Source organism: Parapedobacter indicus, assembly GCF_900113765.1.
GTDB lineage: Bacteria > Bacteroidota > Bacteroidia > Sphingobacteriales > Sphingobacteriaceae > Parapedobacter > Parapedobacter indicus.
The window spans coordinates 377,559-399,014 of sequence record NZ_FOQO01000004.1 but is presented as its reverse complement, the minus strand read 5'-3'; the positions used below and the strand labels follow the sequence as shown (position 1 = coordinate 399,014).

General features: G+C 48.1%; 14 protein-coding genes and 1 tRNA gene. 11 read left to right on the top strand and 4 right to left on the bottom strand.

Annotated features, from left to right (window positions below):
- Positions 1-27: 27 nt before the first annotated feature.
- The 8 genes from BMZ56_RS10910 to ku all read left to right on the top strand — a co-directional run bounded on the left by BMZ56_RS10910 (position 28) and on the right by ku (position 11,733).
- Positions 28-1,077, top strand: coding sequence for a FecR family protein (locus BMZ56_RS10910; RefSeq protein WP_090626607.1), 1,050 nt, complete (start codon positions 28-30; stop codon positions 1,075-1,077).
- A gap of 403 nt (positions 1,078-1,480) precedes the next feature.
- A complete protein-coding gene (locus tag BMZ56_RS10905) occupies positions 1,481-4,996 on the top strand; it encodes a SusC/RagA family TonB-linked outer membrane protein (protein WP_245893173.1) in 3,516 nt (1,171 codons plus the stop codon).
- A 42-nt stretch (positions 4,997-5,038) separates the two neighbouring features.
- Positions 5,039-6,772 (top strand): RagB/SusD family nutrient uptake outer membrane protein, encoded by a 1,734-nt coding sequence (locus BMZ56_RS10900; RefSeq protein WP_090626605.1) that lies wholly within the window; start codon positions 5,039-5,041, stop codon positions 6,770-6,772.
- A 12-nt stretch (positions 6,773-6,784) separates the two neighbouring features.
- Positions 6,785-7,783 carry a sugar phosphate isomerase/epimerase family protein gene (locus BMZ56_RS10895; RefSeq protein ID WP_090626604.1) on the top strand — a complete coding sequence of 333 codons (999 nt, stop codon included), beginning with the start codon at positions 6,785-6,787 and terminating at the stop codon, positions 7,781-7,783.
- A 132-nt stretch (positions 7,784-7,915) separates the two neighbouring features.
- Positions 7,916-9,214, top strand: a complete 1,299-nt coding sequence (locus BMZ56_RS10890; protein ID WP_090626603.1) for an MFS transporter — start codon at positions 7,916-7,918, stop codon at positions 9,212-9,214.
- 11 nt (positions 9,215-9,225) lie between these two features.
- Complete coding sequence (locus tag BMZ56_RS10885; protein ID WP_090626602.1) at positions 9,226-9,954, top strand: (Fe-S)-binding protein; 729 nt, start codon at positions 9,226-9,228, stop codon at positions 9,952-9,954.
- 50 nt (positions 9,955-10,004) lie between these two features.
- Complete coding sequence (locus BMZ56_RS10880; RefSeq protein WP_090626601.1) at positions 10,005-10,910, top strand: sugar phosphate isomerase/epimerase family protein; 906 nt, start codon at positions 10,005-10,007, stop codon at positions 10,908-10,910.
- A 67-nt stretch (positions 10,911-10,977) separates the two neighbouring features.
- Positions 10,978-11,733, top strand: a complete 756-nt coding sequence (gene ku, locus BMZ56_RS10875; RefSeq protein WP_090626600.1) for a non-homologous end joining protein Ku — start codon at positions 10,978-10,980, stop codon at positions 11,731-11,733.
- Positions 11,734-11,929: 196 nt separating this feature from the next.
- On the opposite strand, the gene BMZ56_RS10870 is transcribed toward ku, so the two are convergent.
- The 4 genes from BMZ56_RS10870 to BMZ56_RS10855 all read right to left on the bottom strand — a co-directional run bounded on the left by BMZ56_RS10870 (position 11,930) and on the right by BMZ56_RS10855 (position 17,672).
- Positions 11,930-13,510: a RagB/SusD family nutrient uptake outer membrane protein gene (locus BMZ56_RS10870; RefSeq protein WP_090626599.1), complete on the bottom strand. Its 1,581-nt coding sequence runs from the start codon at positions 13,508-13,510 to the stop codon at positions 11,930-11,932.
- Between the two features lie 20 nt (positions 13,511-13,530).
- Positions 13,531-16,656 (bottom strand): SusC/RagA family TonB-linked outer membrane protein, encoded by a 3,126-nt coding sequence (locus BMZ56_RS10865; protein ID WP_090626598.1) that lies wholly within the window; start codon positions 16,654-16,656, stop codon positions 13,531-13,533.
- A 441-nt stretch (positions 16,657-17,097) separates the two neighbouring features.
- Positions 17,098-17,170, bottom strand: a tRNA-Thr gene (locus BMZ56_RS10860).
- 85 nt (positions 17,171-17,255) lie between these two features.
- The gene (locus tag BMZ56_RS10855) at positions 17,256-17,672 is read right to left on the bottom strand and encodes an OsmC family protein (RefSeq protein ID WP_090626597.1); all 417 of its coding nucleotides are present in this window, start codon (positions 17,670-17,672) and stop codon (positions 17,256-17,258) included.
- 147 nt (positions 17,673-17,819) lie between these two features.
- Here BMZ56_RS10855 and BMZ56_RS10850 point away from each other — a divergent pair, with 147 nt between their 5' ends.
- Genes BMZ56_RS10850 through BMZ56_RS10840 form a run of 3 tightly spaced genes read left to right on the top strand, consistent with a single transcriptional unit; the run spans position 17,820 to position 21,436 of the window.
- Complete coding sequence (locus BMZ56_RS10850) at positions 17,820-19,007, top strand: cysteine desulfurase family protein (protein ID WP_090626596.1); 1,188 nt, start codon at positions 17,820-17,822, stop codon at positions 19,005-19,007.
- Positions 19,008-19,039: 32 nt separating this feature from the next.
- Positions 19,040-20,245: a polysaccharide pyruvyl transferase family protein gene (locus tag BMZ56_RS10845; protein ID WP_090626595.1), complete on the top strand. Its 1,206-nt coding sequence runs from the start codon at positions 19,040-19,042 to the stop codon at positions 20,243-20,245.
- A gap of 9 nt (positions 20,246-20,254) precedes the next feature.
- Entirely contained in the window at positions 20,255-21,436 is a 1,182-nt protein-coding gene (locus BMZ56_RS10840) for a THUMP-like domain-containing protein (protein ID WP_090626594.1), read from the top strand.
- Positions 21,437-21,456 lie beyond the last annotated feature (20 nt).

Here is a 21,456-nt window from a genome sequence, read left to right as displayed (position 1 = left end):
CTGGCGGATAACAAACACCACAGCAAAATGGGTAGAAAAAGTTTTCATCAGTTATTGCAACGCTATTTAGACGGCCGGTGCTCACCAGCGGAGGAGCAGTTGGTGGATCATTGGTATCGCCTGCTTGATGATGGAAACGAGCAATTCGGAATTAATCCCTCGAATTTACATACCATTGAAGATGCGCTGTGGAAAAAAATTCACGACCAGGTAAATGATGCCCAAGCTGCAGCCAATGAAAATGTAAGGTCGATGACGCCGTACCGGCGCATCCGATATGGGTTGGCAATCGCCGCTGCCGCCATTTTGCTAATTGTGGGTGGTACAGCCGCCTATCTTCGTCTGGTTTGCTATCCCGTAGTACCTACGTTTACTTCAGGAACTGCGAAGGTCGATAGCAACATCGTATTGGTAAAGAACGACACCGAACACCGTATGAATATTATCCTGTCTGACGAATCACTGGTTGAGTTATACCCGGAGGCCTCGCTCGAATACCCAAAGCGCTTTACCGAAGGTCGTCGGGAAGTCCGTTTAGTGGGGAATGCTTTTTTTTCGGTAGTGGCGAACAAAAGTAACCCTTTTTGGGTTTTTCATGAGGGAATGATCACTAAGGTACTGGGAACGAAATTTAAGATAATGGCCCCCAAGGGCAATGCCAAGGGTGAAGTCATTGTTTATTCGGGCAAGGTGGATGTATTCTACAATGCAGGAAGTCGTAATATCGTGGAACGGATTTTGTCCACTCCGCCAAAAGCATCGGTTACGACAAACCAAAAAGCGGTATTGATGCCCAAAAGCCTGAAGGAAACGGTAACGGAGAACCCACTGCCGGTTAGCGAACGGGGGGATGCAATATGTCGCGGACCATTCCACGACATCCCCATGACGGCATTGGCTGAAACACTCAGTGAACTGTATGCATTGGATGTGGTGGCAGATAATGGATTATCACATATTACGTTCACAGGGGATATCAGCGGTATCGGATTATTTAAACAGCTGGATATCATCTGTATGGTTACCGACACCCGGTATGAGGTAATCGGCACGACGATTTTCCTGAAGGATAAATAATGATCACAGAAAACACAGTTATATAACCAAACACACTCATGCACAAAATGATGAAAGATAACAAAACTTAACCCAAATGCTAGGCAACGGGCAGGCGTTGCCAACCAATATATTTAAATAAAACTGTTTCCATACTCCAACCTTGTTAGGGTATTCAAGGCTTTTTTTGGTGTTTTTTCAAACAAAAGCTATTGACGACAGCCAATTATGTTGAACCAAATAAATATGAATATGGGAAAACCGAAGACTTGATAACAAAAACCGGCAATATGGGGGTATTGCCGGCCGTGATCCGGAACCGATTTGTTCCGGGTTTAATTTACAGTTCAAAAAATCCGTTTACGAACCATAATTTTTCAAAAATATGAAAAAAGATCGAATTATTGCGTTAACCAAAACTGCGATGAGACTAACCTTTTTATATGCCCTTATCACGTCGATTGTGGTATTTTCCACCCATGCGAAAGAAGCGGACGCACAGGGTGTTTTAGACAAAAGGATTGAATTATCTGCCAAGCGTGTCACCATTAAGCAAATGATCGCGTCCTTGGAAAATCAATCGGGTGCTCATTTTATCTACAGCTCATCTGCGATTAAAGCCGATCGTAAAATTAAGACCGCAGATCTTTACGGTGATTTATCAGATGTTCTTAATCAGGTTTTTAGGCCGTTGGGGATTGGGTATAAGATCGAAAACGAAAAAGTTCTGCTATTCAGTGTTTTTCAGGATATAACCATTGCCGGCAAGGTTACTGATGCGGCCAATAACGGGCCGATTGTGGGCGCGGCCGTGAAAGTGAAGGGGACAGACCGGGGTACGAGTACCAACGATGACGGCCAGTTCTCTTTAACCGTACAACCCAAGGAAGTGGTGGAAGTCAGCTACGTTGGGTATGTGCCGCAGGAATTTGTGGTAGATAATAACCAGCACGTCTATGAAATTGCTTTACAGCCGTCACTCAGTACGTTGGACGAGGTGGTGGTAACCGGTTACTCGGCGCAACGTGTGAAAGACTTGACCGGCTCTGTGGCCGTTGTCAGTATAAAGGACCTAAAACAACAACCGGCCGCCAGCCCCATTGAAGCCCTTCAGGGCAAAGCCACCGGTGTGCAGATCATCAACGACGGCGCACCTGGCGCTACGCCCCAGATACGCATCAGAGGATTCAGCACCATCAATAATAACGATCCCCTGTATGTGATTGACGGGATGCCTTATGAAGGAAAACTGGGATGGCTGAATGCAAACGATATCGAATCCATGCAGGTATTGAAAGATGCTTCCGCCGCTTCCATTTACGGGGCCCGGGCAAATAACGGTGTCGTCATCATTACCACCCGAAAAGGCCAGAAGGGTGCGCCGAAAATCACCTTTGACGCCTATTATGGTACGCAAAGTCCGCAACGGAATCGGTTTCCTGAATTCCTGAATCCGCAGCAGTTTGCGGAGTATGTGTACCAGCGCTTCAAGAATACCGGTGATCCGGCGCAAGCTCCTGGTATGAGTGAAACAACCGGTACAAATTACGGTTCGGACCCGGATAATCCGGTACTGCCCGATTACCTTTTGGCGGGTACGACGACCGGTCACAATATCACAGAAGCAGATGCAGATCCTGCTAAATATAATTACGCGATGGATCCGGCCCAGTTTTATCAGATTACCCGTGCGAATAAAACCGGTACCAACTGGTTTGATGCCATTACACAAAACGCGCCCATGCAAAATTACCAATTGAGTATACTGGGCGGGGGTGAAAACTCCACATATGCCATAAGCGGAGGGGCATTCAAGCAGGAAGGTACCTATAAATATACCGGATTCGAGCGCTATACCATCCGTAGCAATACGACATTCAGCTTTTTGGACGACCGGGTGACGATCGGCGAAAACATGCAGTATTCCCACACCCGGGGCAATGGCTTCGGCGTGAATGTCAACAGGGCCGGAGACTATCAGGGAGAAGGATCGCCCATCGGCTGGGCGTACCGCATTCAAACCATCGTCCCTGTTTACGATATCATGGGTAATTTTGCAGGTACGCGCGGCGATAAAATGGGGAATGCGGACAATCCCCTGTCCGTGCTGTATCGCGCAAAGGACAATAGCAACAACAGCGGCCAGTTTTTCGGTAGTACATTCGCAGACATCAAATTGGCGAAAGGCTTGAGCTTCCGGACTACTTTTGGGCTGCGCTACGAAAACTACCACAGCAAATCCATCGGGTATCCCAACCCGGAGCGTTCTGAAGGAAGTTTTACAAATAATACGTTGCAAGAGCCGCAAGGGTATAATTCGGAATGGACATGGACCAATACCGCGACGTATAAGAACGTGTTCAATGATGCGCATGACCTCACCTTGCTGGTAGGTACCGAAGCCGTGGAATCAAATTGGCATGAAACCAGGGGATATGGTAATGACTTTTTCATCGCCGGTGACCTGAATTATTACTACTTAAACACGGCGGCAACCACCCGTGCCGAAAGTGAAGGTTCTGAAGGTTCGCTGTTTTCGATTTTCGGGCGGGCCGATTACGCATTTAAAGACCGGTATTTGGTATCGGCAACCCTCCGCCGTGACGGGTCTTCTGCATTCGGGCCAGATAATCGGTATGGCCTGTTTCCTGCTGCAAGCGTTGCCTGGCGGTTGTCCAGTGAGAATTTTATGGCGACGGCGGCTTGGATGGATGACTTAAAGCTCCGGGCAGGTTATGGTACTACGGGCAACCAACGCATTCCCACATTCCAATACCTGAGAAGGTATGCTTCGGGTGTCAATCAGTCTTTTTATCCCATTGCCGGCGGCAACGACCTTTCCAGCGGGTTGTGGACCAATAACTACGATAACCCATCGGTGAAGTGGGAAGAGCTGAAATCGATTAACGTTGGCCTTGACTTCACCCTTTTCAACCGCACGATTGACGGCGCAATTGACTGGTTTGACAGGCGGACGAGCGGCGTGCTGTATCCGGTTCCACAACCTTCTGCGGCGGTAGGAACCGGTTCGTCACCGTTTGTCAACTCCGGCGATATTAAGAATGCTGGATTTGAGGTATCGCTGAATTACCACTATTTTTCCCCGTCAGGCGACGACGATGCCTTCCAGTTTGATGCGGGGGTGTTTTTCTCCCGGTATACGAACGATATTGTCGAACTAGCACCCTCCGTTACCGAACAGCCTTATTTAACACTGCGTGGAGTGACCACTTCCGTATTGAAAGCCGGTGCGCCATTGGGTGCCTTTTATGGATATCAAGTGGCAGGTATTTATCAAGACGATGCCGATATCGCCAACAGTGCATCGTATGAAAATGCCCGGATAGGCGGCTTTAAATTTGCCGATATATCAGGTCCGGATGGGACTCCCGACGGTGTAATTGATGGGAATGACCGAACGGTTATCGGAAATCCACACCCGGATTTCATCTATTCCGTCAGCTTGGGCGCTTCTTACAAACGCTTTGATATCAACATGTTTTTCAATGGATCGCAAGGTAACGAACTCTTTGATCTTACTCGCCAGTATACCGACTTTTATGCGTTTCCCGGCGCCGTGAGCACCCGTACACTGAATGCTTGGAGCCCGAGTAATCCCAACAGTATGATGCCTTCACCACACGCCAAGGCGCCAACTATTGAGTATCAATCATCCAGCTATTATGTGCAAGATGGTAGCTTTTTCCGGATGCGAAACCTTCAGCTGGGTTACACACTTCCCGCGGATCGCATGTTTCAGGGCAAGGTTTCCAACCTAAGAGTATATGCCAGTGTCACCAACCTGTTCACGGTCACGGGTTACAGCGGCATGGACCCGGAAGTAAGCCAGTATTCATCTGATTTTACTGCTCCGGGCGTGGATATGGGGGTTTATCCCGTCCCACGCCAGTATCTGTTGGGATTAAGTGTCACTTTTTAAGGGAATTTGTTCTACATATCTCAAACGTTAAAAATTTTCAACATGAAAAGATATTATAAAAGATACTATAAGTTGGTTGTCGTCATTGTGCTACTGGGCTTGGGCGCGTGTAGCGAGGATTTTTTAAATCGGAGCCCACAAGGGCAACTTACAGATGAGCAGGTGAGCAACACCAAAGCGGTGGAATGGATGCTGATCGGGGCGTACGGTTTGATGAATGGAAATCGCGATGGAACCTGGGGAAACTATGCATCTGCACCCAGTCAATGGGTTTTTGGGGAGGTTGCCGCAGATAATGCCCATAAAGGAAGCGAGCTGGCAGACCAAGCCGTGCTGTTTGATATTGAAATGCATAATACCATCCCTGTCAATGAGCACCTTTCTGCCATGTGGAACAATTATTATGAGGGCATTACCCGCTGTAATGCGACGTTGCGTCAACTTAAAGTGGTGCAGGAATCCACTGACGGCGAGAAGTTTTCAGCGGAAAGGGCGGCTGAAATAGAGGCGGAGGCAAAGATGCTACGGGGCCACTATTATTTCTTCCTATGGCGGGTATTCCGAAATATTCCCTATATCGATGAAACCGTTGCGACCGCCGATGCACCAACGGTTCCCAACAATGTGGATGTACTGCCCATGATTGAAGCTGATTTCCAGTTTGCCGTTCAAAACCTCTCCGATGCAAAACCGCTTGGAGATGCTGGAAGGGTAGACCAAATAGCTGCCAAATCGTATCTCGGGAAAGTCTATCTCTATCAGAAAAAACACGCCGAAGCACTGGTGTTATTTAAGGAAGTCATTGCCGCACGACCTGCGCTTGAAAGTCTTCCCTTTCTGAATAATTTTGATGTAAATACGGAAAACGGGCCAGAGTCTATTTTTGCCGCACAACATGCGATCAATCCGGATGGCGGCGGGGATAATGCGAACGTGGGCGATATGCTCGGTGGACTGTATGGGTCGGCTCCAGCCAATTGCTGCGGTTTCTTCAATCCCAGCTTTGACCTTGTTAATTCGTTTAGGGTAACCGCACTGGGCCTGCCCATGCTTGACGATTCCTATCGGAATAATCCCTATAAGTCGGATTACGGACTGAGCGGAGATGCCAAGGCCAACTATCAGGTGGATAAGACCCTTGCTGTGGACCCGCGGCTTGATTACACCGTGGGTAGGAGAGGCGTGCCCTACCATGATTGGGGAGTCATGCCGGGCGACGGCTGGTTACGTGACCCCGCTTTCGGCGGCCCATTTGTGGGGTATAAGCATATGATTGACCAAGCAGATTTTCCGGGTAACACCCAGTCGGGTGGCGTTAATTATGTGACATCTTTGAATGTAAACATTATCCGGTTGGCAGACGTATACTTGATGGCGGCGGAGTGTGCCGCAGAAACCGGAGACTTGGATTATGCGTTGGCCAGGGTAAATAATGTGCGGGTCCGGGCGGCAAAAATACCGCTCAAAACAGTGGGGGGCGCCAATACTGCCGCATATAACGTAAAACCCTACTTAGCGTTTGCCAACAAAGAATACGCGCTGGACGCGATCCGCTTCGAACGCCGGCTGGAACTTGCTTTGGAAGGGCACCGGTTCTTTGACCTGGTGCGTTGGGGGATTGCCAAAGAAGCGCTGGAAAGTTATTCGGCTTTTGAAGGGGGAATTATAAGCGCGTATAGTGGACTTGATTTTGCAGAAAAAAACAATTACTTCCCGATTCCCCAAGACCAAATCGACAGGAGCGGGGGAGCGCTGATACAAAATGATGGATATTGAGTGGAGGTGGCGATGAATAAAAGAAGGAGATTCGTTAAACAAATGGGTATGGGTGCTGCTGTCATCGCCGCATACCCATTCGTGCATTCGTTGCTTTCCTGCAGGGGCTCCCGGGCCAAAAAGGGGCAGGAAGCCGAGGAGAATGACGCGCTGTTTTTTAAGATTTCGCTCGCCGAATGGTCACTGAACCGGGCGATTTTCGGAGGCCAGCTCGACCATTTGGATTTTCCGCTGTATGCGAAGGAAAATTTCGGAATAAATGCCGTTGAATACGTCAATCAGTTTTTTATGGACAAGGCCACCGATCAAACGTATCTCGGTGACATGAAAAGCCGATGCGACGACAATGGTATTACCAGTGTACTTATTATGTGTGACCTGGAAGGAGATCTGGGGGATGCCGATGCCACCAAGCGGAAACAGGCTGTAGAAAACCACTATAAATGGGTAGAAGCCGCACAATTTCTCGGGTGCCACGCCATTCGCGTAAATGCGGCCGGGCACGGTTCCGCCGAGGACGTGGCACGTTACGCGGCAGGAAGTCTGACAGCCCTGGCAACGTTTGCCCGCGACTACGGCATTGCCGTCATCGTGGAAAACCACGGCGGATACTCCTCCGATGGCAAGTGGTTAAGCCAGGTTATGCGAGAGGTAGACCTTCCTAATTGTGGGACATTGCCAGACATCGGTAATTTTTGCATAAAACGGAGCGAACCGGTGGAACAGACGTTGGAGGCTTACCTGAATGCCGAGTGCCTGGAAGAATACGACCGCTATCAGGGTACGGCGGAATTGTTGCCTTTCGCTAAGGGTGTGAGTGCAAAAACATACGATTTCGATGCGGATGGCAATGAGACCAGCATCGATTACCGGCGGATCCTGAAATCCGTGAAGGAGGCTAAGTTCACCGGGTATGTAGGCATTGAGTACGAAGGACACCGTTTATCGGCCAACGAAGGCATCCTGAAGACCAAGACGATGCTCGAACAGATCGGGCGATCATTGACCTAACCTAGTTAAAACAATCCCGCGCGAGCGGAGGGGGTATCCGAAGGCATGTTTGCTGGGAGATACCCCTTTTATTATCATAGATTTTCCCGGTAAATCCAACTATTTCCTATCTTAGCTGACTCAACAAAACGAATGACGATACAAAAAAACGATACCCCCACCATTCGTGCATGGGCGATGTTTGATTGGGCAAATTCTGCGTATAACCTGGTTATCACCTCCACCATTTTCCCAGCGTATTATACCGCCATCACCTATACAGAGGCACATGGCGATCGGGTTACATTCTTTGGGCTCGAAGTAGTCAATACGGCATTATCCAACTTTGCGTTGTCGGTGGCTTACCTCCTGATGGCCCTAGCCCTCCCCATCTTGTCGTCGGTGGCCGATTTCAAAGGAAACAAGAAGACGTTTATGATGGCGTTTACCTACCTCGGAGGCATTGCCTGCATGGGGTTGTTTTTCTTCAAGCTCGAAACATTGGAGTGGGGGATCGTCTGTTTTACGTTGGCTGCCGTGGGGTACGTAGGTGGGGTGCTGTTCAATAACTCGTACCTTCCACAGATCGCCACGGTCGACCAGCAAGACCGAGTGAGTGCCCAGGGATTTGCCTACGGGTATATCGGTTGTGTGACCATCCAGATTATCTGTTTTGTATTTATCTTAAAACCGGAATGGTTCGGCATTACCGATCCAAGTTTCGCTCCACGGTTATCTTTTTTGCTGGTAGGGTTCTGGTGGATCGGTTTTGCACAGATTCCTTTCATCAAGCTACCTAAGGACCAACGGAATGGGCAGCGTGTTACCAAGCATGTGCTGCAAAAAGGGTTTGCCGAGCTGCGCGACGTATGGGCCCGACTCAAAAAAATACCAGCGATCAAGCGTTTTTTGCCCGCTTTTTTTTTCTATGCGATGGGCGTTCAAACGGTAATGATTGTTGCGGCAGCCTTTGGCGAAAAAATATTACACCTGGGGGCACCCAAGCTGATCGGTACGATTTTGATCATCCAACTGGTTGCCATAGGGGGTGCCTACCTGATGTCGCTGCTCGCCCGTTACATTGGCAACGTGCGTGTGCTGATGCTCATGGTCTGTATCTGGATCGGAATATGTGTCTCGGCTTATTTTATCAACGACGAAGTGCAGTTTTATATTTTGGCTGCGTTGGTCGGATTGGTTATGGGAGGCATACAGTCGCTGTCCCGATCTACGTATTCCAAACTATTGCCTCCCGACGAGGCTGATACCGCTTCATTTTTCAGTTTTTATGACGTTACAGAGAAAATTGCCATCGTTATAGGACTTTTCTCCTTTGCTATCATTGAACAGCTAACGAATAACATTCGGTATTCGGCATTGTGCTTAGGTATATTTTTTGTAGTAGGACTGACGCTTTTGGGAAGGATGCAGGTTTTGGTTAAAAATAGCTAGTAGATTTGTGTATGACGGTTCAGCTCTTTATCCCTTGTTTCACCGATCAATTATTTCCTGAAACGGCGTTTAACACCGTCCGTATTTTGGAAAAGGTTGGATGCAACGTAATTTATAACCCCCAGCAGACCTGTTGCGGACAGCCTGCGTACAACGCCGGCTTTTGGGACGAGGCCAAGCAAGTTGGTCATAAGTTCCTGCATGATTTTGCAGACGACCTGGTCATCGTATCGCCATCGGCATCGTGTACTGGCATGATCAAGAACGCTTATAATAATTTATTTACCAATACAATGGTTCATAACCGCTGCCGATCAATACAGGGGAACATTCATGAACTTTCGGATTTTTTGGTGAATGTACTCAAAAAAGACTACTTTGGGGCTGAATTGGAGGGACGTGCCGTGTACCATGATTCCTGCTCCGCCCTACGCGAATGCCATATCCGGGATGAACCGCGGCAGTTATTAAGCAACGTAGAGGGCCTTGAATTGGTAGAGATGAAGCATACAGACACATGCTGTGGCTTTGGAGGCACCTTTGCCGTGAAGTTTGAAGCTATCTCCAGCGCCATGGCCGAACAAAAAGTGCATCATGCGCTGGAAAGGGAAGCTGATTACATTATTTCCACCGATTCATCCTGCTTGCTGCACCTCCAAGGTTATATCGACAAGCATCGGTTGCCGATCAAAACGATGCACCTGGCAGACGTGCTGGCACATGGATGGGCAAATATTTGAAGACAACGTCATAAACGTAAAATTACTACTAATTAAATGTATAGATAACAATGACAGATAGAAGATCATTTTTGAAGCACCTGGGAGTAGGTGCCCTGAGTGTTTCAGCACTTCCTGTAATGGCCAAGTCAATATTTCCCGCTGTAACGGGCAAAAAGCCATTTTTCGATATTTCGTTGGCCGAATGGTCGTTGCACCGTACCTTGTTCGGGGGCAAGCTCGACAACCTCGATTTTGCCGAGACGGCGGCAAAGAAATTCGGCATCCACGCTGTGGAGTATGTGAATCAATTTTTCAAAGACAAGGCCCAAGATAAGAAATATTTGGCAGAGCTGAATCAGCGCGCCAAGGATAACGGCGTCAAAAATGTGCTAATCATGATCGATGGGGAAGGCCCGTTGGGCTCAACGGATGAAAAAGAGCGTACCCAGGCAGTGGAAAATCACTATAAATGGGTTGAAGCCGCAAAATTTTTAGGCTGCCATGCCATTCGCGTGAACGCGGCGGGAAAAGGTACACCCGAAGAGGTGAAAGCCGCAGCCATTGATGGTTTAGGGCGGTTGAGTGAATTTGCGGCGCCACATGGTATCAGTGTCATCGTGGAAAATCATGGTGGCATATCTTCCCATGGCGATTGGCTAAGTGCTGTGCTTCGGGGAGTAGGCAAGAAAAATTGCGGTAGCTTACCCGACTTTGGGAATTTTTATGAATATGACCGGTACCAGGGCGTGCAAGATTTGATGCCCCTCGCGAAAGGCGTCAGTGCGAAGAGCCATACATTTGATGAAAACGGTAATGAACCTCAAATTGATTACCGGCGGATGCTTCAGATCGTCAAAGATGCTGGTTACAAAGGGTATATCGGTATCGAATACGAGGGAGATCAACTCAGTGAAGAGGATGGTATCTTAGCTACCAAGCGGCTGCTCGAACGCGTCGGCGCTGAGATTGGCTAGGCGGTTTCTGAAATTAAACGACAACATTTCCAAGGCTCTCATTGTTATACTTTCAAAAAGTACGACAATGAGAGCAATATGGACAGGAGCCATCGGCTTCGGATTGGTCAATATTCCAGTAAAAATATTGAGTGCGACGACGGACAGCAGACCCGATTTGGACATGCTCGACCGTAAGGATCATTCCCGCATTCGATACAAACGGGTGAATGAACGAACGGGAAAAGAGATTGGATGGGATCAGATCGTGAGGGGGTATATGCTGGATGACAATTATATCGTTCTTGATGAGGCAGACTTTGAAGAAGCCAGTCCGGAAAAGACCAAAATGATCAACCTTCAATCCTTTGTTAAAGAAGCCGATATCGACAGTATTTATTTCGAAAGCCCGTATTATCTACAGGCACAGAAAGGTGGAGAAAAAGCGTATGTGCTCTTGCTAAACGCACTCGAAAAGACCAAGATGGCCGGTTTGTCCACTTTTGTGATGCGTAACGCTGAAAATCTTGCAGTTATCAGACCCCACCAGGGTATTTTGATGTTGAATAAACTTCGGTTTGAGGAGGAAATCCGATCTGTTGAAGAAATTAAACCCAGCCAGCGTATTAAAATTTCCAAGCCAGAAATGGATATGGCTGTCCAGTTGATCAAACGGCACTCCAGTGACTTTGACATCACGGCGTATCGCGATGAATACAGTAAAGATCTGATGAAAATTATCCGGGCGAAGGCAAAAGGGAAAAGACCTACCGTACGCAAGATCAAGCCGCGCAAAGCTCCATCTGAAGATCTGTTGGAACAATTGAAAGCAAGCCTCGCATAAGATTATCCTATTGCGAGAAGTTTGGCATTAGAATTGCTATGAAGGGAATAGGTTTAGGTTGATAGCCCCCTAACCCCATTGGGGGCGGCCGCTCGTCGCAAGACGGGCGGTTTTTGTTTTAAGGGACAAGGTTATATAAACGCAAAAGCCGCCTCGAAAAATAGCGAAGCGGCTTTTGCGTTTATTCAGGCTTTTTTTATCGGGCGATGTCCTGATACCCCTCGTTTTGTGTCAATTTTGGATTCCGTTGTAATTCGTCCAACGAGATCGGCCAAAGCAAATCGGTTTCCTTGAATGTAGCGCCGGAACCGTTTTGTGTGCCAACGAGCGGTTGGTAGTCAACCTGTCCTTTTACGGATGCAGAGATCACTGGGAACATGCCAGTACGTAGGCAGTCATCCCACATTTTAAATTCTAAGGGTAACTCCCGTAAGCGCTCGGTCCAAACCGCTTCTACAAAATCATCCTCCGGTAGGCTTTGTAGTTCTGCGGTATAATCGGCAGCGGTTTTTCCGTTGATATCCGCCCGCGCTTTAACCTGCGCCAGATACCCGGCTGCGTCTGCATTAACTCCCGACGAACGGGCTATCGATTCTGCTGCAATCAACAAAGCTTCTGCATACCGATATAAATTCCAATCTTTTGTTCCCCGTCCGGTGTTCAACACTGCGTCTTCGTCATAATAATACCAGATGCCGGCCTGTGCTGACGTCCATTTCGTGCCGGTGTTGGGGTTGGTGTATTTCCAGTGAAAAAACTGGTTGGGTTGTATCCGTAGGTCTTCCGCTTCATACACATTCAGAAAACGATCAGTAGGTCCATATACACGCTCGAAGATGGAATACGTTGTAAATATGGAAGTAGCTGACGAACTGAATGCATAGGTTGTCCACCAACCGCTGTTATTGATCGTGCCGTCGTATTCCAACGCGTAGATCGATTCATCCAGGTCGTCCGATTTACGCAGCTTGTTATAGGCGCTATTCAGCGCCAAGTCGCTGTTTGTCGTCAGGCCATGGGGCGAATCCAATACGAGTTGTGCGTAAGTTGCGGCATCGCCATATTTTCCTTGTTGCAAATACACATCGGCCAAGGCCATCGCCGCTGCATACCGGCTGATGCGGTGTGCGTTATTGGCAAACGTACTTGCAGGCAGTGCATCTACAGCTTCTTTTAGATCTGCTTCTATCAACGCATAAACCTCTGCCGTGCCCGTGCGGGGTAGGTATAAGTCATCTGTTGTTGCTTCATAAGGCTCGGTGGACAACGGAAGGTCACCGAACGTTTTTACCAAGTAAAAATAGTTGTATGCTCGGAAGAATTTCGCTTCTCCCACCAATTTTGATTGCAGGTTTGCGTCCATCTCAATTTCGGGGATGTATTTAATCGCTGCGTTTGCAATGTTAATTGCCCGGTAGCAGTCATTCCAGATGCTATTCATCGTATTGGAAACGATCCGTGTATTGTTTTGACGGGTCAGTTCCCGTGAATACAAACAGATCAATTCCTGCCCTTCATAGCTATTGGTGAAGTATCCCGTCAACATGCTATTGATCGAAGCATTCGGTCCGATGTAGGCACTTCCTGCCGATGCATAACGTAATGGTGCGCCCATCCGGTATAGCGAGTTCACCTGTCCTTGCGCCTGTGCTTCATTCTGGTAGTACGCAACTGACGTAACGGCAGAACGGGGCGCTTCATCTAAAAAGCTTTCACAGGCGCCAAAGGTAAACGCGCTGCCACACAGTAAAGCAATTGCTATATTTTTAGTTTTCATAATAACGTCTCTCTTATGGATTATAAAGTAATATTCATTCCCAACATAAACGATTTTGCTCTGGGGTAGGAGAAGAAAACCATATTCTGTCCGAATTTATTCGAGTCTCCCAGTGAAGTGCCTTCCGGATCGTATCCCTGAAATTCTTTGGAGGTAATTAACCAGGGGTTATTGGCGTTGGCATAAACCCTAAGCGCAGCGATACCCAATCTTTTGCACAGGCTGGAATCAAAGGTATATCCCAGTTGAAGCACGTTGAAACGCAGGTACGAACCGTCAGTAACCCATTGGGAATCCACGTTGGTGTCCTGACCGGCATGGCCGTTGTTGGTGAGGTAAACGGCTTGCTGCATGGTATTGGGGTTGGAGCCATTATATGCATCGGTCAGGATGGTTTCCAGACCATTCGTGATGCCAAATCGGTCGTACGTGGAGTGGAAGAATTGTTGCATGGTCTCAACTCCATATACAAATTGCAAATCGACAGTCAGGTCAAAGTTTTTGTAATTGAATGTGTTGATGAAACTTCCTGTCCAGTCAGGCATACCCTTGCCCAAGATTTCCTGTGTAGTTGAACGTTTGGCTCTTCCCACCTGGGCCAGTGTAGCGTCCCCCGCTTCGTAATCCTCAACGGTGTAAACGCCGTAGCGTTTGTAGCCGTAAAAGCTGTTTAGGTTCTCGCCTACGCGGATAATGCTATTTGGCCCGCCAACCCAACTGTTCTGCGGAATATCTTCATCGTTCTCGCCCAATTTCAATACTTCGTTTTTGTTGTAATTTGCATTGAGCGTGATGTTCCAGTTGAAGTCGCTTGTGGTGAATGGAGTAGCCGTTACCATCATATCCAACCCTTGGTTCCTTACTGAACCGATATTTCGCATAACGGAAGAGAAACCGGTGGCGTAAGGAAGCGGTGCGGCAAGCAGTAGGTCGGTTGTTGTCCGGTTGTAATAAGACACGTCAAAATTTAGCTTGTTTTGCAGGATTCCCAATTCTACTCCTACATCATACGTTCCTGTCTTTTCCCATTTCAAATCCGGATTTGACATGGAGCCAAGGTACGAATAGGGCGCACGTGCGCCATCCAGTAAATGCGTGCCAGCAGTCACATTAGCGAGAGACGAGTAGGGGTCGATTTCTGAGTTGCCGGTTAGGCCATAGCTGGTATGCAATTTCAAATTGCTGATCCAAGTATTGTCTTGCATGAAATCTTCGTTGGATACATTCCATGCCAAACCTGCTGAGGGGAAAAATGCATATTTGTTGTTGGCTCCGAATTTGGACGACCCATCATAGCGTCCGGTAAGGGTAAGCGAATACCGGTCATTGTACGAATACGCGGCGCGTAGAAAATAGGAGTTCATTCGCCATTGATCCCAGTCGGACGACGGCGATGAAGGCGTTCTTCCCACTCCCATGTTATTCCATTCATAAAAATCATCGGAGAATCCTTCGGTACGTGAAGCATCATAACCGTACGTACGCTCCTGCCATGAAAGCCCTGCCATCGCATTGATGCGGTGTTTATCGAATGACTTATTATAGGTCAGGTAGGTTTCTTCCTGCCAGTAAAACGTATTGGTGTGCTGGATTTCAGCCCAACCATTTGGCCGGGATATGTTGTTCAGTATAATCGAAGAATAGCCTTTGTAGTCTTTTCGGTGAGCATCGACCCCGAATTGAGTCTTTAAGTCCAGCCCATCTGCCAAATGGAATGTCAAGGCAGCGTTTCCGAAAATCTGTGTATTGTAGCGCATGCGTTTTTGCTTATCCAGGATGGCAACGGGATTGGACATGCCTTCGAAGCCCAATACATCGGTTATCGATGAGGAAGAAGAAGAAGTATATTGCCCGTCTGGCTGATAGATCGGAAGCCAGGGTAGCATTTCGATCATGGTTCTTCTGGCATCCTGACCCCCACCATCCTCCGGCGTATAGCGACCCCAGGTATGGTTTACCAACAGGTTTACACTGGTCGACAACCAATCCAGCGGTTTGGAATCGTACGCCAATTTACCGTTGATCCGCTTGCTGTACGTGTTGTTAACAATGCCTTGTTGATCGGTATAGTTTAAAAACGCACCGGTTGACGATTTTTCATCCCCTTGCTGGATATTCAATTGATGGTTGTGTGTTACACCGGTGCGGGTCGCTTCTTCCTGCCAATGGGTGTTGTACAGTGGATTGCCGTTGCTATCAAAATAGGTGGGATCGTTGAACCAGTCCGTTTTGTCCAACGACCAGGATTTTCCTTGGTACGTATTTTCGTTTTCCAAACCGGTCATAAAAGCTTCTACCCATTGGTTTGCATCCAGCACTTTCATGAATCGCTGCGGCGAGCTAAAGCCGACGGATCCCTGGTAACTAACCGTTTTCCGCCCATCTTTGCTACCTCGTTTGGTCGTGACCAGGATGACGCCGTTTGCGCCACGTGCTCCATATATAGCGGCCGATGACGCATCTTTCAGCACTTCAATGCGTTCGATATCATTCGGGTTAATCAATTGGAAGTCTTCCATCACAACGCCATCCACTACATATAATGGGTTAGATGAAGAATTGATGGTAGCCGTACCGCGAATGACCACGCGGTTTGCATAGGCACCCGGTTGGCTGGAGTTCGAGAAGATGTTCACTCCCGCAGCTTTACCGCGAAGGTTATCCAATGCGCTGAAATTCTGTGCCTTGATCATGTCCTCGCCTTTAGCGATGGAAATAGAACCCGTTACGTCAGACTTGCGCATCGTACCGTAACCTACTACAACCACCTCTTCTAGCGCCTGGGCATCTTCCTGTAACACTACGTTCAGTTGCAACTGATTGCCCACCGTTTGTTCTGTGCTGGTATATCCGATAAAACTATATACCAATACATCGCCAACCTCGGCTTCTATCGTATACTGCCCCTGCTCGTTGGTAGTGGCACCCTTTTGAGTGCCTTTTACGACGACTGAAACGCCGGGTAAGGGAGCCTGGTCGGTCCCGCTGGTTACAATGCCGCTTATCGTGTGTTGTTGATTGACTGAAGTGTAACCGCTTTTTGCGGTCGTCACGTGAAAAGAAGAAGCCATTGCCTGATTGCCATACAGCGATCCACCAATGGTGAACAGCATAGCCATGCTACTGACAAACGTTATACGTCTCATTTAGTTGGTTTTAATTGTTTATAATTACTCTTGCGATCAACAAATTTTAGATTTATACTAAAGCGTTTTAGCTATTAGCTAGCTTTTTATAAGAAAATTAGTTTTTCGCTAATGCGTGTTGTGAATGTGTGTGTTGCGAATGTGTGTGTTTGTTTGGTGTTTCTATTTTTCCATTTAGTGTTTCATTAGGGTTCTACATTGATCATCAATATAGTATGATGACATTTTAATAAAAACCAAAATTAATAATAACTTATTAAAAAAATAGAAAAAGATTGAATAGTTTTTTCAACCGATGAATTTAACCATCTTCTGTATGCGATAGCCATAATTAAACAGAAATCGAAAATATTTATTCCAAAGCTGGCTTTCAAGGGATATTCGGCGTTTATCAAAAAAAAGGTGTACCTGATTTCGATACACCTTTTCTTTTTATGGGTGAGCCGACGATGGGATTCGAACCTACGACCTACGCATTACGAATGCGTTGCTCTACCAGCTGAGCTACGTCGGCTATTGAGTTTTTTTGCGGATGCAAATATATAGCGATACCCTGCAATTACAAAATATTGCAACATTTTTTTGCGTAGTCCGCGCTTCTAAGCCAAAGCCGTGCTTAACTCAATGGTCGTATTCAGTAATTTGGATATGGGGCAGATTTCCTTCGCTTTTTGTGCGATTTCCCTGAACTCAGATTCGGAGATACCAGCCACCTCACCTTTGAGATCCAGGTGTACCGAAGTAATGCTGCCGTCTTCAAAGGTTACCTTGGCCTCGGTATCCAAGCTGGTTGGCTCGTATCCCTTTTCACTGAGAAGAAAACTCAGTTGCATCGTGAAACAGCCTGCGTGTGCTGCGCCGATCAGTTCTTCGGGATTAGTCCCTATACCGTCCTCAAACCGGGTCTTATACGAGTAGGGGGTTTGATCCAGTACGGTGCTTTGGGTGTTAATGGTTCCTTTTCCGTCCTTTCCGGTGCCCTGCCAACTGGCACTTGCCTTTCTGGTAAATTTCATATGCGTTAATTAATTTTAGTTTCAATGGTGAAATAGAGACCCTTAATGATTGTTTTAATCCGATCGGTTTCGTCTTATTCACTATTTTTATGTAAAGTTATGAAGAGAGAACAAGTGTTACGCTAAAATTGTTTATAAATTCGCAACATGGATAGGCTCATATACCTCGACAACAATGCGACTACACCACTCGATCCGCGGGTGTTGGAGGCGATGATGCCGTATTTAACTACTCAGTTTGCCAATGCGTCCAGTGTAACCCACCGGGCGGGCCGGACAGCTGCCGCAGCAGTGGAAAATGCACGGGAGCAAGTGGCTTCGTTCATCGGGGCTAGTTCTAAGGAAATCACTTTCACATCGGGGGCTACCGAAGCTATTAACATGGTATTAAAGGGCGTGTTTGAGCGGTACCGGACCAAGGGTCGGCATTTCATCACATGTCAGACAGAACACAAGGCCGTGCTGGATACCTTTGCCTACTTGGAAAAGCGGGGCGCCGAGGTTACGTATTTACCCGTATCCAGGGAGGGGGCATTAGACTTGAAAGGGCTGGAGGCAGCTATTCGACCAGACACCGTATTGGTTGCATTGATGCACGCCAACAATGAAACCGGTGTATTGCATCCCGTGCAAGACATTGCGAAAATTACCGCAAGCCACGATGTGTTGTTCTTCTGTGATGCTACGCAAGCAGCAGGTAAAGTGCCAATAAACGTAGGGGAAATAGCGATAGACCTACTTTGCCTGAGTGCTCACAAACTTTATGGGCCGAAAGGAGTGGGGGCGCTCTACGTCAGGCGCAGACGAAAACGTATTCAGACCGGTGTGCTGCTGCATGGTGGGAGCCAGGAAAATAAACTTCGAGCGGGGACGTTGAATGTACCGGGTATTGTTGGGTTTGGAGAAGCAGCGGCACTTGCGGGACAGGAGGTGGCTACGGATTCGCTGCGGCTGGCAACGTTACGCGATAAACTGGAGAAGGGATTGATGGCATTACCTGCGACTTTCGTAAACGGGATGGGCACAGCCAGGTTGCCGAATGTCAGCAACATCGCGTTCAAGCATCTCAAGGCCGATCAGGTGATGGTCAGTGTGCCTGACATTGCGCTGGCATCCGGATCGGCATGCGTAAGCGGCACACGGGATCCTTCTCACGTACTGAAAGCAATGGGGCTTTCAGATGCGGATGCACACGCTTCCATCCGGTTTAGCCTGGGACGGTTTAATACCCCCGCTGATATCCGTGCCTGCGTCGCACAGGTTACGGCAAGCGTCAGCAAGCTGCGGGCAGCTTCGCCCATCTGGCAGTTGCATGAATCGGGACTGGTTAACTGAATGATTCGTTACTCATATAAAACACTCGTATATTGGCAACAAAAAGCAATGTTTTAATCGTCGGAGCATTCGATCGTTTCAATTACGGAGACCTGCTGTTTCCGTTGGTTATCGAGGCGCAACTCCACACGTATGGACAACCGTTTGATGCGTCATTTTTCGGTATTATCAACAGCAATCTAAGCGAATTGGGCGGCAAGCCGACGGAAGACATCCGGGCGTTCTATCGCCGGTGCAACGAGGGCCGGGAACATACAAGTATCATTGTGGCCGGAGGCGAAGCGGTGGCGGTTACCTGGAGTTCTTTGCTCTTGGCACTAAATAATGTGTTTAAGCGTACCCACCGTTTTCATCACCGTATCAGTAAGGTATTCGATTTGAATGCGTTTGCCAAGCGGGTATTGCATGGGCAGACCGACCTTCCTTTTGTATTCACCTCTTCGGACTTTCAGGGTGTAGACAACGTTATTTTCAATTCACTCGGCGGCTCTGAATTGGATCCTGCGATTTTCGATCGGTTCCCGGGTTTGGGAGACAAATTACGCCATGTGGATTATTTTGCAGTTCGGGATGAGGCGACGCAGCGTAACTTGGCAGCTCAGGGTGTGCGAACATCGATGTATCCCGATTCAGCCATCCTGATGTCCAAGTTTTATCCGGGTCCGATACTTGCTGGTCGGGTTTCTCCACAGATTGGGCAATATGTGGCTGAAAGACAGGGAACCTATCTGTTTTTTCAAATTAAAAACAACCATGCGAAAAATAACGAGCTGCGGATCGCGCAGCAGTTGGATGCTCTTGTTGAACGACATCCGGATGTCCACCTTTGCTTTTGTCCGATCGGAAAAGCACTCAACCACGATGACCACCTGGCGCTCCAGCGCATCGCTCCATTGCTGAAACATCCGTGTACCGTTTTTGATGAGGTGACAATCTGGGATATTATGTACCTGATTGCCCACGCTAAGGCCTACATGGGCACCAGCCTGCATGGCGCCATTACTGCAATGAGTTATGCGGTGCCTTATGTCGGTTTGACTGTACGTAAACTCAATAGCTACCTGCAAACATGGGGCGTAGAGGGTATCAATCACACCGTTTCCTTGGAGGAGTTGCGCGAAGGATTCGAAAAGGCGATTGGCGTGGACTCCGCATCGCTTAATCAATCACGAGAACAACAAATCCAGGCTGCAGAGGACTCTTTTTTACGTATAAAGCGTTTGGTGCTGCACGGATAAACAACACGCATGAATTCACATATTCTGACTCCAGAAGTACAGCATTACCTGCGGGAGCATGAAGCGGCGCCGCCCGCCGATGTCGCATTGCGGAAGAGTCCATTTCCGGCAGTGTCATCGCTGGAGCTTGCCCAACAACTCGACGCCCGTCAGCGGTGTCGGAAAAAACTGCCGCACTGGTATGAAACACCGTCTATTTACTATCCCGAAAAGATTTCGATAGAGCAAGCCTCCTCTGAGTCCACCGCCAGCTACAAGGCAACCTTGATTCAGCCGGGGCAGCGCGTTGCCGACCTCACCGGTGGTATGGGGGTGGATGCATTCTTTTTTTCTCGCATAGCAAGAGCAGTGGTCCACTGCGAAACAAATAAAGCGCTTTCACAGATAGCCCGGTATAATGCTTCTCAATTGGGAGCAACTAACATCGATTTTGTCGTGTCCGATGGTATGGCCTATCTGACAGAACGACCCGCTGATAATTTCGACTGCATCTACGTAGATCCTTCGCGGCGTGTTGCACAGCGTAAGGTCTTCCGGTTGGAAGATTGCGAACCGGATGTGGTAGCAGCGCAGGATGGGTTACTGCAAAAGGCAAAAAAAAACGTCATTAAATGCGCTCCACTACTCGATATCTCGGCGGCACTGGAACAGCTGCGCGAAGTCAGCGAAATACACATCGTCAGTGTTGACAACGAATGTAAGGAATTGCTGTTTGTCCGTACCCGCGGATTTGACGGTATCCCTCAGCTCGTTGTCGCAGCGCTGCAAACTAGCAGTATCGGTACACTTAGGCTCGATATAACCACGGAAAAATCAGCGGTCGCCGAATTGGGTGATCCCGAAAAATACCTGTATGAACCCGACGCAGCGCTGCTGAAATCGGGTGCTTTCAAATTCATTTCGCAGCATTATGGCATTCGCAAGCTGCATCCACATACTCATCTCTACACGTCGTCTCAACGGATAGCTGATTTTATTGGTAAAACGTATGATGTGGATAAGGTGCTTCAATACGCTGATTTTAAGAAAAGTAAGTTTCCTATTCAGGCAGCGGTCAGCACCCGGAATTTTCCGTTAAAAGTAGACGCACTGCGTCAGCGCCACCGGATCCGTGATGGGGGTGATGAACATCTATTTTTCTGCACGGGGAAGGATGGCCAGCTTTTAGTCATCTTTGCATCAAAATGCTGAAGCCGCCTTGCTTCCCAGGG

Coding starts and splice junctions, on each gene's coding strand:
- BMZ56_RS10850 (WP_090626596.1), top strand. CDS start 17,820: ATGGATAGGCTCATATACCTCGACAACAATGCGACTACACCACTCGAT.
- BMZ56_RS10885 (WP_090626602.1), top strand. CDS start 9,226: ATGACGGTTCAGCTCTTTATCCCTTGTTTCACCGATCAATTATTTCCT.
- BMZ56_RS10855 (WP_090626597.1), bottom strand. CDS start 17,672: ATGAAATTTACCAGAAAGGCAAGTGCCAGTTGGCAGGGCACCGGAAAG.
- BMZ56_RS10910 (WP_090626607.1), top strand. CDS start 28: ATGGGTAGAAAAAGTTTTCATCAGTTATTGCAACGCTATTTAGACGGC.
- BMZ56_RS10870 (WP_090626599.1), bottom strand. CDS start 13,510: ATGAAAACTAAAAATATAGCAATTGCTTTACTGTGTGGCAGCGCGTTT.
- BMZ56_RS10895 (WP_090626604.1), top strand. CDS start 6,785: ATGAATAAAAGAAGGAGATTCGTTAAACAAATGGGTATGGGTGCTGCT.
- BMZ56_RS10865 (WP_090626598.1), bottom strand. CDS start 16,656: ATGAGACGTATAACGTTTGTCAGTAGCATGGCTATGCTGTTCACCATT.
- BMZ56_RS10880 (WP_090626601.1), top strand. CDS start 10,005: ATGACAGATAGAAGATCATTTTTGAAGCACCTGGGAGTAGGTGCCCTG.
- BMZ56_RS10840 (WP_090626594.1), top strand. CDS start 20,255: ATGAATTCACATATTCTGACTCCAGAAGTACAGCATTACCTGCGGGAG.
- BMZ56_RS10900 (WP_090626605.1), top strand. CDS start 5,039: ATGAAAAGATATTATAAAAGATACTATAAGTTGGTTGTCGTCATTGTG.
- BMZ56_RS10890 (WP_090626603.1), top strand. CDS start 7,916: ATGACGATACAAAAAAACGATACCCCCACCATTCGTGCATGGGCGATG.
- BMZ56_RS10905 (WP_245893173.1), top strand. CDS start 1,481: ATGAGACTAACCTTTTTATATGCCCTTATCACGTCGATTGTGGTATTT.
- ku (WP_090626600.1), top strand. CDS start 10,978: ATGAGAGCAATATGGACAGGAGCCATCGGCTTCGGATTGGTCAATATT.